12 protein-coding genes and 1 pseudogene are annotated in these 13,354 nt (G+C 63.4%); 5 read left to right on the top strand and 8 right to left on the bottom strand.

Annotated features, from left to right (window positions below; translation table 11 throughout):
- Positions 1–39: 39 nt before the first annotated feature.
- From O7B34_RS22395 to O7B34_RS22425, 8 genes and pseudogenes are all read right to left on the bottom strand, one after another.
- Complete coding sequence (locus O7B34_RS22395; RefSeq protein WP_337148145.1) at positions 40–1,206, bottom strand: extracellular solute-binding protein; 1,167 nt, start codon at positions 1,204–1,206, stop codon at positions 40–42.
- Between the two features lie 47 nt (positions 1,207–1,253).
- Positions 1,254–1,343, bottom strand: a pseudogene (locus tag O7B34_RS32225) (twin-arginine translocation signal domain-containing protein); the annotation flags it as partial.
- Positions 1,344–1,453: 110 nt separating this feature from the next.
- Positions 1,454–2,638: an ROK family transcriptional regulator gene (locus tag O7B34_RS22400; RefSeq protein ID WP_337148146.1), complete on the bottom strand. Its 1,185-nt coding sequence runs from the start codon at positions 2,636–2,638 to the stop codon at positions 1,454–1,456.
- Between the two features lie 374 nt (positions 2,639–3,012).
- A complete protein-coding gene (locus O7B34_RS22405) occupies positions 3,013–3,525 on the bottom strand; it encodes a sarcosine oxidase subunit gamma family protein (RefSeq protein ID WP_337148147.1) in 513 nt (170 codons plus the stop codon).
- The gene (locus tag O7B34_RS22410) at positions 3,518–6,472 is read right to left on the bottom strand and encodes a sarcosine oxidase subunit alpha family protein (protein ID WP_337148148.1); all 2,955 of its coding nucleotides are present in this window, start codon (positions 6,470–6,472) and stop codon (positions 3,518–3,520) included. Before O7B34_RS22410 ends, O7B34_RS22405 begins: the two co-directional genes overlap by 8 nt.
- Positions 6,469–6,735, bottom strand: coding sequence for a sarcosine oxidase subunit delta (locus O7B34_RS22415; RefSeq protein ID WP_027146709.1), 267 nt, complete (start codon positions 6,733–6,735; stop codon positions 6,469–6,471). Before O7B34_RS22415 ends, O7B34_RS22410 begins: the two co-directional genes overlap by 4 nt.
- A gap of 14 nt (positions 6,736–6,749) precedes the next feature.
- On the bottom strand, positions 6,750–8,006 hold the full coding sequence (locus O7B34_RS22420; protein ID WP_337148149.1) for a sarcosine oxidase subunit beta family protein: 1,257 nt from the start codon (positions 8,004–8,006) through the stop codon (positions 6,750–6,752).
- Positions 8,007–8,015: 9 nt separating this feature from the next.
- Complete coding sequence (locus O7B34_RS22425; RefSeq protein WP_337148150.1) at positions 8,016–9,164, bottom strand: M24 family metallopeptidase; 1,149 nt, start codon at positions 9,162–9,164, stop codon at positions 8,016–8,018.
- A gap of 372 nt (positions 9,165–9,536) precedes the next feature.
- On the opposite strand from O7B34_RS22425, the gene ehuB reads away from it, so the two are divergent.
- Genes ehuB through O7B34_RS22450 form a run of 5 tightly spaced genes read left to right on the top strand, consistent with a single transcriptional unit; the run spans position 9,537 to position 13,348 of the window.
- A complete protein-coding gene (gene ehuB, locus O7B34_RS22430; protein WP_337148151.1) occupies positions 9,537–10,406 on the top strand; it encodes an ectoine/hydroxyectoine ABC transporter substrate-binding protein EhuB in 870 nt (289 codons plus the stop codon).
- 53 nt (positions 10,407–10,459) lie between these two features.
- Entirely contained in the window at positions 10,460–11,188 is a 729-nt protein-coding gene (gene ehuC, locus O7B34_RS22435) for an ectoine/hydroxyectoine ABC transporter permease subunit EhuC (protein WP_337139909.1), read from the top strand.
- On the top strand, positions 11,185–11,844 hold the full coding sequence (gene ehuD, locus O7B34_RS22440) for an ectoine/hydroxyectoine ABC transporter permease subunit EhuD (protein WP_027146714.1): 660 nt from the start codon (positions 11,185–11,187) through the stop codon (positions 11,842–11,844). The genes ehuC and ehuD overlap by 4 nt, the downstream gene beginning before the upstream one ends.
- Positions 11,841–12,620 carry an ectoine/hydroxyectoine ABC transporter ATP-binding protein EhuA gene (ehuA, locus tag O7B34_RS22445; protein WP_027146715.1) on the top strand — a complete coding sequence of 260 codons (780 nt, stop codon included), beginning with the start codon at positions 11,841–11,843 and terminating at the stop codon, positions 12,618–12,620. The genes ehuD and ehuA overlap by 4 nt, the downstream gene beginning before the upstream one ends.
- Positions 12,617–13,348, top strand: a complete 732-nt coding sequence (locus tag O7B34_RS22450; RefSeq protein WP_337128681.1) for a GntR family transcriptional regulator — start codon at positions 12,617–12,619, stop codon at positions 13,346–13,348. Before ehuA ends, O7B34_RS22450 begins: the two co-directional genes overlap by 4 nt.
- The last annotated feature ends 6 nt before the right edge of the window (positions 13,349–13,354 follow it).

Below are 13,354 nucleotides of genomic sequence, written 5' to 3' on the forward strand. Positions count from 1 at the left end.
CGCGCCGGTCAAGCGCGCCCGGCCGTTGCCCGGGAGAAGTCAGGCTACGGTGAAGCCTTGTTCTTTCGCGTAGGTGACCACGGCGTCCTGGATGCGGTCGAACGCGTCCGACAGCGTGCCCTTGCCGCCGATCGAGGCGCCGAATTCATCGGTCATCGACTGGTACAAGAAGCCCTGGAACGGGCTCCACTCAAATGGCGTCACAGCGTTCGCTGATTTGGCGAACACTTCGTTCACCGCCTGGCCGCCGTAGAAATCCATCTTGTTGCCCGCCCATTCCGGGCTCGACAGCAGCGCGGAGGTACAGGGGAAGAAGAATTGCTTGGTGGTGTAGAGCATTGTGGCTTCGGGATTCGTTGTCAGCCAAATCGCGACTTCGGCGGCCTCGGGCAGATGCTGGGTCGCTTTCATCACGGCCAGCGATGAGCCACCCCAACTGCCGGTCGCGAACTTGCTCGCGTCCCACTGCGGCAGATCGGCGGCACGCCACTGGCCCGCGCTGGTCTTGGCGAACGAGGTCAGGAACACTGGACCCCAGCCCGCAGTGAGCCAGGTGGCATAGCGGCCCGTGTCGAGGCCGGTGTACCACTCATTGTTGAACCCCGGCTTGGTCTCGATGACACCCGCGGCAATAAGGTCCTGCCAGTAGGCGGCGAAGTCCTTGGAAATCTTGTCGTTGATTCTAATCACGAGCTTGTCGCCATCGCGGCTGACCGGCTTCCAGCCCATCGGCCACAGCAGAGCAGTGACCCAGTCGCCTGAGCTGAACAGCGCGTCGGTGATGAACACATTCGGATCGGCCGCATGGATCTTCTTGGCCGCATCGGCAAACTCGACCCAGGTGGTGGGCGGCGTGATCCCCTGCTTGTCGAAGATGTCCTTGCGATAGAGCATCGCCATCGGACCGGTATCCTGCGGCATGGCGTTGACCACATCGCCCTTGGCGACCTGTTTCCACGTGGCGTCGGGGAACTCGCCCTTATGGGCATTGGCGTACTGGCCGATGTCGGCGAAGGCGTCGACCTGGCGGAAGCTCTCGAGGTGCTGGTATTCGATCTGGACGACGTCGGGCAGGCCGCTGCCCGCCTGCAGGCCCGCACGGACCGCCTGATACTCCGGCCCTGGCCGGCATTCACGAGTTCGATCCGGATACCCGGATGCGCGGCGTTGAACATGTCGACCTGAAGCTGGAGATTCGGCACCCACGACCACACAAGCACCTTGACGGGCTCGGCACCGCGAACTGCCGCAGGCAGAGCCGCTACCGCAACGCTCGCACCCGCAACTTTCAAGAAGTCACGACGCTGCATCGTCCGCCCAAGCGGATTGAAAATCTTCGTCATTGAAGTCCTCCCACGAAAGAGACGCTCCCACACGACGCAGGGTGCGGTTTTCTTTCAGTTAGAAACTTAATGCCGACATACGGTCGCTGTCAATTGCGATGGATTGATCGTCAGTCGGCCATCACGAGGCTGTCGGCAGGGTTGAGGGTCGTCGCATCGAGCACCAGGCGCACCGCTCCAAGCACGATGTCGCGGTGCCCAAGCGCGCCTATCACGAGGCGCGGCGGGTCGTACACATTGCCCTTGAGGCGGTGCCGCAGCACATCGAGCACCAGATCACCGCCGCCGACGATCCGGCCCGCGAGTACGATGATTTCCGGGTTCATGAAGGCAGCAACACTGCCCACCGCCATCGTCGCATAGTCGAGCAGTTCGGTGACAACCGGCGCGATTTTGTCCACCTGCCGGTCGGTGACGGCGGCCAGGGTGAGCTTTCCCGCCGCATACTGGGTGTTGGCCTCTTCGAGCATCTTGGTCGCTTGTTCGGGGATGCCGAAAAAGCGCAGCGATTGCTTGTCGCCCAGATGTTCGAACGGCCGCCCGGTGAGGAGGGGGTCGTCGAGATACCAGCCGAGCTCGCCCGCCGCATGCGAGTGCCCGCCATAGAGCTTGCCGTCGATGACGACGCCCGCGCCGGCGCCGGGCCCGATCGAGAGGCTCACGACGCTGTCGGCGCCACGCCCGGCCCCAAATCCCCATTCGCCCACGGCGGCGAGGTTGCGCCCGTTTTCGACGACGATGGGCATCTGAAAATGCTGGCTGAGCCGCGCTCGCAACGGCATGTCGCGCCAGCCGAGCCCGAGCGTCAGCACCACTTCGCCCTCCGGCTGCCTGACGATCGAGGGCAGGCCAATGCCGATGCCGCGAATGGTCTGGCCGCGCGGGTGGGGGGCCGCCATCAGCTGGCGGATCAGGCCGACCAGCTTCTCGAAATTGCGCTCGCCATCATCGTCGGCCGTCTCGTGCATTTCTGTCTGCACGACGCCTTCGAGATTGGCCACGGCGCCGTAGAACTCGCCCTTGCCGGCCTCGATGCCGATGATCGCATGCGCCGCGCCGCGGAACTTGATGCGTGCCCGGGGACGGCCCCGGACATTAGGCTCGTCAAACCCGTCATACGCCACCAAATCCTCGGCAATCAGATCCTCGATCACCCGCATCACCGTCGGGATGCTGATGTTCAGTCGCTCGGCGAGGCTCGAAGGTGATGCCACTCCTTCGGTGCGGATCAAATCCACCACGGCCGAACGATTGAGTCGGCGTAACAGGCTCGACGTCGTGGGCTGGCGCTTCATTCATGGACCAGTTGCAAAAGGCCGGCGGACCGGCAACGAGCGTCGGCATAGACCAGAACAGAGATAGAGTCCGCCTTTTTCTCAAGACGCTTAACGCTGAGCGGCGAAGGCAACTGCGGTAGCCGGTCGATGATCGCCGCGAGATGGCGAGACGGACGCTCTTCTTGGGCTTGAGTCTCAATGCCCGCCTTTGGGCGAGGCGCACCTCGCGTTCCGTGAGCGTTTACTGATTGATCGGAGCCTCCGGCCTACGGGAGCGGGCGAGAGCGGTCTTCGAGGTCGGAGGCCGAAAAGAGCAGGACGAGGTATGTGATCAGCGGTTGCTGATCCTGGTCTGGCCGCCGCTCTGGTCAGCAAGGGTAAATGGCTTCGTCTCAGCTCCCCGCAGGACTGGCCTGGTGGTCCATAATCCAATAATGGAGACTGCGAGAGAAGGTTCGCGGCACAATGACGTCGCATGCGGTCTCGCCGGTGCGCAGCAAGAGCACTGGTACATGGTGGAAGGATGTCTGCACGGCCCGGCCCGGAGCGGCGGCCGGCGCATGCCAGTCGACGGCCATGCAGGTTGAGAGAACGCTCGAGATGTCGACCCCGGCCAGGCCGAACCGCACGCGACCTTCGCCAAGACAAACCGAACAGCCGAGATCCGGATCGATGGCGAGAGTCGGCGCCTGCGTCCCGTCGTCGAGAGCCAGCCACAGGCGGCGCGGTGCAATGCGGATGACGAGAAGGCTCTGGTGGCGAACCGTCTCTCCGACCGAGGCGGGAAGTTTTGCACCGAGCGACGCCGAGAGGTTCGATTCGAATTGGCTCAGCGTTCCGTCCCAGCCTTCGACCTGGATGAGCGGGCAATCGGCCACGGCAAGGGTGAAATCCGAGCTAGCCATGCAGCCGTTCTCCTTGCGGATCGAGGAATATCGGCGAGACGACGCGGGCTCGCACGGTTTCGGCCTTCATGGGATAGACGGCCACGACCTCGCTTCCCTCGGTCGCGAGGTCGCCGGCAAGCAGCGCCAGCCCGATATAGCGGTCACGTTCGGGGCTGAAGGTGACGGAGGTGACGCGCCCCCATCCATGACCGGTTGCTTTCTCGCCCGGCCGGAACAGGACGGAGCCACCGCGCAGCCGCTTTCCGTCCTCCATGCATTCCAGTCCGACCAGGCGTTGCCGGTCATGCGCGAGCAGGGCAGGGCGCCGCCGCAGCACATCGCCGACAAAGCCGCTGCGCTGGCCGACCATACGGCCAAGGCCGAGATCGTCGAGCGTCGTGCGCCCATCGATTTCAGGTCCCGCGACATGGCCTTTCTCGACACGCATCGCACCGAGCGCCTCGATGCCGTAGGGCTTCAACTCCAGCGGCCCGCCCGCTTCGAGCAGGCAGCTCCAGAGTTGTTCACCGGCGGTTGCGCCGACATAGATTTCATAGGCGCGCTCGCCGGAATAGCTGAGACGCAGGATACGCAGCGCGCGGCCTCGCCATTCGCCCTCGTACGAGCCCATATGCGGCAGCGCTTCGTTAGAAACGTCGAGCGACGGAAACGCCGCCGCAAGGATCGCACGAGCCTCCGGTCCAGCGATCGACATTGCCGCCCATTCATCGCTCACCGAGGAAACCGCGACGCGCAGTTCCGGCCATGCGGTATCCAGCAGGAATTCCAGCCGCGACAGCACGTCGGCGGCCCTGGCGGTCGACGTGGTCATGAAGAACCGGCTTTCGGCCAGCCGCGTCGTGGTGCCGTCGTCGAAGACGATGCCATCATCGCGCAGCATGACGCCGTACCGGGCGCGGCCGACCTGCAGCTTGGCGAAGCCGTTGGCGTAGATACGGTCGAGGAACGTTGCGGCGTCAGGACCCTGGACGTCGATCTTGCCCAGGGTGGAGATGTCCATCAAGCCGGCAGCCCGGCGCACATTCCGCATTTCGGCGACATAGGCTTCGTTCACGTCGGCCCCGGACCGCCTATAGAACCAGGGCCGCATCCACAGACCGACTTCAAGCATCTCCGCGCCGTTCGCCAAATGCCAGTCATGCATCGGCGTGCGGCGGAACGGTTTGAAATGGTGGCCGGTGGCGCGACCGGCGAGCGCGCCGATGGCGACTGGCGTGAAGGGCGGGCGAAAGGTCGTGGTGCCGGTCTCGGGGATTGTTGCGCCGCGCAAGGCGGCCATCGCGGAAAGTCCCGGAAAATTGCTGGTCTTGCCTTGGTCGGTCCCCATACCGAGCGTCGTGTATCGCTTCAGATGCTCGATCGACTCATAGCCTTCGCGGTGGGCGAGTTCGATGTCCTTTGTCGTCACGTCCATCTGGAAATCGACGAACGCTTTTCCGCCTTGGGCGCACGGGACTTCGCGAGACGGGGTCGTGACGGTTTCGCCCAGATCGAGCTTCGAAGGAGCTGGTACCGGCGCCGACTTGCCACAGAAGGATGCCGCTTCGATGCCAGCACGATGGCCGTCCTCGTTAGCATCGGCGGTCGCATGGATTCCCATCATCGCGCCGGCGCCGAACTGGTTGGCCGGAAACGCACCTGGCACAAAGCCGCCTATGTCTTCGCGATATCGAGGCTTTACGCCCAGATGCGAAGCGAGGTGCACGGTCGGCGACCAGCCGCCGGACACGCAGACCAGATCGCAGGCGGCCTCGAATCGTCCGTCCGGTCCCTTGAGCGTTGCACGCTTCACGCAATGGCCTCCGCGCAGGTCGAGAATGCGTGTTGCGGGCCGCACCGCGACCCCGAGGCGTGTGGCCTCCACGACAAGCGCCGCAGGGATAGTGGTGCGCAGGTCTGATACCGTCACCTCCGCGCCGGCCTCGGCAAGGTCGAAGGCCGTGCGCCAAGCGCCGTCATTGGTGGTGGCGACGATAACTTTCCTGCCCGGCAGAACAGCGAAACGGTTGAGATATATTCGGGCGGCGGAGGCAAGCATGACGCCGGGCAGGTCGTTGTTCGGGAACACCATCGGACGCTCGATGGCGCCGGTGGCGAAAACGACCGAGCGGGCGCGAAGCATGGTGACTGTCTGCCGAGCTTGCCCCGAGTACAGCGGACGGTCTTGGTTGCGTTGTTCGACCAGTCCTATGACATTGCCGTCGTAGATGCCGAAAGCGCTGGTCCGCTTCATCAACGTGACGGTTTCGAAGCTCTCCAGTTCGGCTTCGACCTGGCCCAGCCATGAGGCGGCCGCGCCGTCGGACTGTTCGGCCAGAAGCTGGCCGCCGAGAAGGAAATCCTGCTCGATCAGCACGACCCGCGCGCCGGCCGCGGCGGCAGCGCGCGCCGCCGATAGTCCTGCCGGACCGGCGCCGATGATTGCAACATCGGCAAAGGCATGACGAACCTCATAGCGATCGGGATCCGGCTCGGTACCGGCCCGGCCCAGACCCGCCGCCCTGCGGATGAAATGCTCGTAGACCTTCCAGGAACGCCGCGTCGGACCCATGAAGGTTTTGTAGTAGAAGCCGGCCGAAAGGAACGGTGCGAACAGGCCGTTGGCGCTCTGCACGTCGAAGGCGAGCGACGGCCAGCGGTTCTGGCTTTCCGCGGTCATGCCGTCGCCAAGTTCCAGCATCGTTGCCGGCAGGTTCGGCTCGCGCCTGCCGCCAGTTCCGAGCGTGACCAGCGCGTTCGGCTCCTCCGGCCCGGCGGAAAGAATGCCGCGCGGGCGATGATATTTGAAGCTGCGCCCGACCAGGGTGACGCCGTTGGCGAGCAATGCGGATGCAAGCGTGTCGCCGCGATATCCGGCTAGTCCTTTGCCGTCGAAGCTGAATTCGATGGAATGGGAGCGATCGACGCGGCCGCCCTCTGGCAGCCGCTTGTTCCGAGCATTCATGCTTGCGACGTCCTGGCGAAGGCGACCGAAGAAATGACGTGGTTGCGCGTGTCGCGCTCGACCACCAGCCACTGGCGGCAGCCGGTCACGTGCTGCCAGAATTCGCGATGAAGGCCCGCCGGGTTTTTCCGGATATAGACATAGGCATACCAGGCCTCCGGGTCGGGATCGTCATGGGCCGGACGCCTTACGGAAGCATCGCCGCCATAGCGGAATTCGTCATGGTCACGCGGACCACAGCACGGGCATTCGAAGCGCAGCATTTTCTTCCCGCCTCCTATTGCAGCCAGGCGGAGGGGCCAGCGCCGGCCTCGTCCAGCGTGCGGCCAGTCCGGAAGCGGTCGAGCCCGTAGGCAGCGACCAAGGGATGCGGCTTGCCGGTGGCGATGGTATGGGCGAAGCACCAGCCAGAAGCCGGCGTTGCCTTGAAGCCGCCATAGCACCAGCCGCCGTTGAGATAGAGGCCGTCGATCGGCGTTGGGCAGATGATCGGACTGGCATCGGGTGTCATGTCCATGACGCCGCCCCAATGACGCAGCAGACGGATGCGCGAGATGCAAGGCATCAGCGCGATCGCCGCCTCCGCCACTTCGCGCACGACGCCGAGATTGCCGCGCTGGGCGTAGGAATTGTAGCCATCGAGATTGCCGCCGAAGACCAACCCGCCCTTGTCCGACTGGCTGACGTAGAAATGATCGGCGCCATAGGCGACGACATGGTCGACCAGTGGCTTCAGCGGTTCGGTGACGAAGGCCTGCAGGACATGGCTTTCTATCGGCAGTTCAAGGTCGGCCTTGGCGCCGAGCGTGGATGTATGGCCGGCGACGGCGAGCCCGACCTTGCCTGCTCCGATCCGCCCTTTCGTCGTTTCGACGCCGACGATCCCGTTGCCATCGCGGATAAAGCCCGTCACTTCGCAATTCTGGATGATGTCAACGCCATGGCCATCGGCGGCGCGCGCATAGCCCCAGGCTACGGCATCATGGCGCGCCGTGCCGGCGCGGCCCTGGAAGATGGCGCCATGGATCGGGAAGCGAGCCGTGTCGGAAAAATCGAGATAGGGCACCAGCCGGCGCACGTCGTCGCGATCGAGAATATCGGCGTCGATGCCGTTCAGACGCATGATGTTCGCGCGGTGGCTGAAGCCGTCGAGCTGGTCGGCTGAATGCGCGGTGACGAGTTGGCCGCGCTGCGAGAACATGACGTTGAAGTTCAGCGCCCGCGACATGCCCTCCCAGAGCTTCATCGAGAATTCGTAAAACTGGGTGTTGCCGTCGAGCAGGTAGTTGGAGCGGATGACGGTGGTGTTGCGGCCGACATTGCCACCACCGATATAACCCTTCTCCAGGACCGCGACATTGCGGACGCCGTGGTTTTCGGCGAGATAGAATGCGGTGGCGAGGCCGTGTCCGCCACCGCCGACGACGATCACGTCGTAAGACGGTTTGGGCTCCGCCGCCCGCCAGGCGCGCTGCCAGTTCTTCTGGCCCGACAGCGCATTGCGGAAAATCGAGAATGCCGAGTAGGGTGCCATGCGCGCGGCCTACCGAACGATCGGGCCGGTCGGAGTGCGGGTCAGCACTTGCGCGCCCGCATCGGTCAAAAGCACGGTGTTGGAGATGAAGTCATCACCACTCCCCGTGCCCATCAGCCAGGACAGGATGTGGAAACTCATCCCCGTCTCGATTTCGAGATCAGAATCGTGCCGGAGCCCGGTCACCGAATTGCCGCCGGTCCATGAGGGCGGCTGGCCGGCACCGACGAGATAGCCGCAGTGATGGCGGCGATAGTGGGAAAGGCCGGCTTCGTCGGCGACAGCCTGCCAGGCGGCATAGACATCGCGCGCCTTGGCCCCCGGACGCAGCGCCTTGACGACCGCGTCGAACGCCCTGGCGGTCACTTCGGCCATCCTGGCGTCCTCGTCGCTGATGTGGCCGATACGAACAAGCCGGCCGAGCGGTGCGTGGTAGCGCGAGATACAGCCGGACAGTTCGACGAAGACCGGTTCGCCCTTGCGATAGATACCGTCGCCCCAAGTCGTGTGCTCTTCGCCCAGTCGCGCTGCCGGGCGGATGAAAGGGCCAAAGCCTGGCGCATGGCCGCCGGCGCGGATCATCGCCGAAACACATTGGGCGGCGACCTCCTGTTCGGCGGCGCCGTCCGAAATCGCCGCGATCGCGGCTCCGGCGGCGGCGTCGGTCACTTCCGCGGCCAGCCGCATCAGGGCTTGTTCCTCGGCGCTCTTCACCCGCCGCATCCTGTCGACCAGGCCGGAGACATCGCTCCACTTGGCATCGACTTGCGTCTGCAAGGCCACGGCAAGCCCATGACTCAAGCCCGCCGTCCAGTATTCAAGGCCGAGCCGCTTGCCGGAGAGGCCGAGTTCCGCCAGCACACGCGCGGCAAGATCAGCCGCTGTTTCGCTATCGGAATGGCCGCGGAATTCCGCCGCCGTCACCTGCTTCTCGATCGTCACCCTTTCCATCGAACGGGTGACGAGGACAGGTTTTCCCTGAAGCGGCACGATCAGCAGGTGAGGGGCAAAATAGCCCCAGTGGTCGAGCCCGGTAAGATAGAAGACGTTCTCCGGCGAAGCGAAGACAGCGGCGTCGAGTTCGCGCTCGGCCAGGACTTTGCGGATCCTTGCGAGGCGGCCGGCGATTTCGGTTTCGGAGAAGGGATTGCGGTCCATCGGGCATCCTCATGCGTGCTGTTGCCGGCATTGTCGCCGTCGTGGTCTCTCGGCAGGCCCGGTTTCCCGCCAGTCATGCTGGTCGACAACGACGCGTTGGCGCGCCGCGATACTCCGGCCGCGTGAATGTTCCCGCGTTCGTCACGCCCTGCCTTCCGGATATGCTGTCGTCCTACTGAGTTGGCCAAATTTGCCCAAATTGTGCACATCTTGACGAAAGCTTGGCCTGTATTTGGGCCAAGTTTCGCAGAATTCCGTGTCTTTGCTTGCACAATCTGTAAGGCAGTTGTATACGTCTGGTCAAGCGCGTTTCAGCCTCGAAGAAGGTCGTTGCGCTGGGAACCATCATCGGTAGTTCAACGGGAGAAAAGCATGTTCAAATCATCGATATCGCGTCGTGTCGTCGTCAAGGCGGCGGCCTGTCTTGCACTTGCCGCGACGTCACTGGCGTCGTTGCCCGCCCATGCGGAGACCACCCTCGAACGGGCCAAGAAGGACGGCTACATCCGCGTCGGCTTCGCCAACGAGGCACCGTTCGGCTTCGCCACGCCCGACGGCAAGCTGACCGGCGAGGCGCCGGAAGTCGCCAAGGCGGTGCTCGCCAAGATGGGCATCCCGCAGGTCGACGGCGTGCTGACCGAATTCGGCTCGCTCATCCCGGGTCTCAAGGCCGGCCGTTTCGACATCATCGCCGCCGGCATGTTCATAACCCCGAAGCGCTGCGCCGAGATCAACTACTCGGAGCCGTCCTACGGCATCGGCGAAGCCATGCTGGTGATGAAGGGCAATCCGAAGGGTGTGAAGGACTTTTCGACCTTCAAGGACAACCCAGACCTCAAGCTCGCCGTCATGGCCGGCGCGGTCGAAGGCGGCTTCGCCAAGGAGGCGGGTGTCTCTGAAGGACAGATCGTTTCCCTGCCCGACCAATCCAGCCTTGTCGCAGCCGTTCAGGCCGGCCGCGCCGACGCTGCCGCGCTGACCGCGCTTTCAATCGCCGAAATGGCCAAGAAGGCCGACGGCGTCGAATCGACCAAGCCCTTCGGCGAGGTCGCCGGCAAGTCGGTGAAGGGCCATGGCGGTTTCGGCTTCCGCAAGGAAGACACCGATCTGCAGGAAGCCTTCAATGCCGAGCTGAAGAAATTCCTTGGCTCGCCGGAGCATATCGCGCTGGTCGAGCCGCTCGGCTTCGGCAAGGATTACCTGCCGAACAAGACCACCGCCGAGCTCTGCGCCGGGAAATAGGGTCCCAACTGCTGGGCGGCGCGAAGGCGCCGCCCTTTTTTCCGGAGAGGCAGATGGGAATTGGCACGCTTGTGGCGATGCTCGCGATTGCGCTCGCCGTCATCGGTATCCTGGCGACACAGGCAAGCTACAGCCTGTTCCTGCCCGGCTTGCTGCAGGGCGCGACTTTGACGATCGAGATCGCCATCCTTGGCAGCCTGCTCGCGGTTATCATGGGGGTGCTCGCCGCGCTCGCCCGGCTCTATGGCCCGGCGCCGCTCAGGTGGCTGGCAACGGTCTATGTCGAGATCTTTCGCGGCACCTCGGCGCTGGTGCAACTCTTCTGGCTGTTTTTCGTGCTGCCGCAATTCGGCGTCACGCTCAATGCGTTTCTGGTGGCGGTTGTTGCGCTCGGCCTGAACGTCGGTGCCTACGGATCGGAGGTGGTGCGTGGCGCGATCCTGTCTGTCGCTCGCGGCCAGTGGGAGGCATGCACGGCGTTGAATATGAGCCGTGCCCAGATGCTGCGGCGAGTGATCCTGCCGCAAGCCGTCGTCGCCATGATACCGCCCTGGGGTAATCTGTTCATCGAACTTCTCAAGTCGACGTCGCTGGTCTCGCTGATCACCCTGGCGGATCTCGCCTTCAAGGCGCAACAGATGAACCAGAATACGTTCAAGACCATTCCGATCTTCACCCTCGTCCTGCTGATGTATCTCGTGATGTCGCTGGTCCTCACGATCGGCATGCGGCTTCTCGAAAGACGTGCATCGGCCGGTCTGGCGCGGGGGAAGGCAGCATGATCTGGGACTGGAGCTTCACCCTCGAAATCCTGCCGGTTCTGGCGCACGCGGCAATCGTCTCCGTCGAGGCGACGCTGATCGGCTTCGTTCTGGCCGCCACCCTCGGCCTGGTGCTGGCGGTTGTGCGCATAGCCGTGCCATGGACCGGCTGGACGATTTCGGTGCTGGTCGAGCTGATCCGTTCGACACCGCTGCTCATCCAGATATTCTTCATCTATTTTGTCTTCCCGAAGTTTGGCCTGGTGCTCGATGCCTTCACCGCCGGGGTGCTTGCCATTGGCATCCACTACGCCGCCTATTGCTCCGAGGTTTATCGCGCCGGTTTCGACAACATCCATCGCGGCCAGTGGGAGGCCTCGATCGCGCTCAATCTTTCGGCCTGGACGACGTTTCGCGACATCATCATCCCGCAGGCGATCCCGCCGATCGTTCCGGCTCTTGGCAATTACCTCGTCGCCCTGTTCAAGGAGACGCCGCTGCTCTCCGCGATCGCCGTGATGGAGCTGATGCAGACCGCCAAGATCATCGGCTCCGACACCTTCCGCTACACCGAGCCGATAACGCTGGTCGGCCTGTTCTTCCTTGCCATGAGCCTGGTTTCAGCCGCGCTCATCCGCGCTCTCGAACGCCTGCTCAACCGGAGGACCATGCGATGACCGAACAACCGATGGTCCGTTTCGAAAATGTCTCGAAACGCTACGGCGCGCTGACCGTTCTCGACGAGCTCAATCTTGAAATCGCGCGTGGCGAAAAAGTCTCCGTCATCGGCCCGTCCGGCTCCGGCAAGACGACCGTGCTGCGCATGCTGATGACGCTGGAGACGATCAACGATGGCGTCATCTGGGTCGAGGGCGAGCCGCTGACCCACATGAAGAAGAACGGCAAACTTGTGCCTGCCGACCTTGCCCATATTCGCCGCATCAGGGCGAAGATCGGTATGGTGTTCCAGTCCTTCAATCTCTTCCCGCATATGACAGCAATGGCCAACTGCATCGAGGCGCCGATGACGGTGCTCGGCATGAAGCGGACGGAAGCAGAAGCACGGGCGGCCGAGCTTCTCGACCTGGTCGGGCTATCCCAGAAGAAGGACCACTACCCGTCTCAGTTGTCTGGTGGTCAGCAGCAGCGCGTGGCAATCGCCAGGGCGCTGGCCATGCGGCCCAAGATCATGCTGTTTGACGAGGTAACGTCGGCGCTCGACCCGGAGCTTGTCGGCGAAGTGCTGCAGGTGATAAGGCAGATCGGTCGCGAGCACGATCTGACCATGCTGATGGTCACCCATCAGATGGGCTTCGCCAAGGAGTTTTCCGATCGCGTCTGCTTCTTCTACCAAGGCAAGATCTGCGAGCAGGGGCCGCCAGGCGAACTGTTCGGAGCGCCGAAGAATGAACGAACACGGCAGTTCCTGCACGCTGTCCTGGAGGCTGGATGACGCTTGAGACGGATGCCGCGCCCATGGTAGCAGCCGACCCGCAGCCGCGCCCGCTTTCGGCGCGCGAGCGGTTCGAGCGCATCTACCGCATCTTGCGCGACCGCATCTGTCTGCTTGACTATGCACCGGGAAGCCATCTTTCCGAGGAAGAGCTGGCTCAGGAATTCGAGATCAGCCGGACACCGGTTCGACGTGTGCTGGCGCGCCTCGAATCCGAGGGTCTCGTCCAATCCGTCCATGGCGTCGGCACGATCGTCACCGATGTCGATATCGAGGAATTGCAGCAGGTTTATCACCTGAGGCTGGAACTGGCGCTCCTCGTCGGCAAGCTTTCGCCGATCCCGCGCACGGCGGAGGATCTCGATCGGATTCGAGCGCTCATCACGCGCTGTGATTCCGATATTCTCAACCCCGACCAGCGCGCCTTCCTTCGCCTTAACATGGATTTCTTCTACGAACTTACCGCGATGACTGGCAATCAGCCACTGCGCGAGATCAGCGAGCGCCTGTATTTTCAGGTGGCGCGGGTCGTCCTGAAGATGATGCCGCAATTGGGTCTTGTCGAAGAATTCACTGCCTTCCGCCGGGAGATGGAGGAAGTCCTTGCCGCGGCGGAAATCGGAGATTGGGAATCGATCGGCCACATAAGGCGCGCTCATATCTCGATGAGCTTTCGCCGCATGATGCGCCATGTCGGTGAGGCCACCGGTTTAGACAGCGCCAAGTGATCCGCT

It is taken from the genome of Mesorhizobium sp. Cs1299R1N3, from assembly GCF_037179625.1.
Taxonomy (GTDB): Bacteria; Pseudomonadota; Alphaproteobacteria; order Rhizobiales; family Rhizobiaceae; genus Mesorhizobium; species Mesorhizobium salmacidum.

What these genes read in the sequence shown, in the direction of transcription:
- O7B34_RS22400 (WP_337148146.1), bottom strand. Translation starts at nt 2,638, where the DNA reads ATGAAGCGCCAGCCCACGACGTCGAGCCTGTTACGCCGACTCAATCGT.
- O7B34_RS22405 (WP_337148147.1), bottom strand. Translation starts at nt 3,525, where the DNA reads ATGGCTAGCTCGGATTTCACCCTTGCCGTGGCCGATTGCCCGCTCATC.
- O7B34_RS22410 (WP_337148148.1), bottom strand. Translation starts at nt 6,472, where the DNA reads ATGAATGCTCGGAACAAGCGGCTGCCAGAGGGCGGCCGCGTCGATCGC.
- O7B34_RS22415 (WP_027146709.1), bottom strand. Translation starts at nt 6,735, where the DNA reads ATGCTGCGCTTCGAATGCCCGTGCTGTGGTCCGCGTGACCATGACGAA.
- O7B34_RS22420 (WP_337148149.1), bottom strand. Translation starts at nt 8,006, where the DNA reads ATGGCACCCTACTCGGCATTCTCGATTTTCCGCAATGCGCTGTCGGGC.
- O7B34_RS22425 (WP_337148150.1), bottom strand. Translation starts at nt 9,164, where the DNA reads ATGGACCGCAATCCCTTCTCCGAAACCGAAATCGCCGGCCGCCTCGCA.
- ehuB (WP_337148151.1), top strand. Translation starts at nt 9,537, where the DNA reads ATGTTCAAATCATCGATATCGCGTCGTGTCGTCGTCAAGGCGGCGGCC.
- ehuC (WP_337139909.1), top strand. Translation starts at nt 10,460, where the DNA reads ATGGGAATTGGCACGCTTGTGGCGATGCTCGCGATTGCGCTCGCCGTC.
- ehuD (WP_027146714.1), top strand. Translation starts at nt 11,185, where the DNA reads ATGATCTGGGACTGGAGCTTCACCCTCGAAATCCTGCCGGTTCTGGCG.
- ehuA (WP_027146715.1), top strand. Translation starts at nt 11,841, where the DNA reads ATGACCGAACAACCGATGGTCCGTTTCGAAAATGTCTCGAAACGCTAC.
- O7B34_RS22450 (WP_337128681.1), top strand. Translation starts at nt 12,617, where the DNA reads ATGACGCTTGAGACGGATGCCGCGCCCATGGTAGCAGCCGACCCGCAG.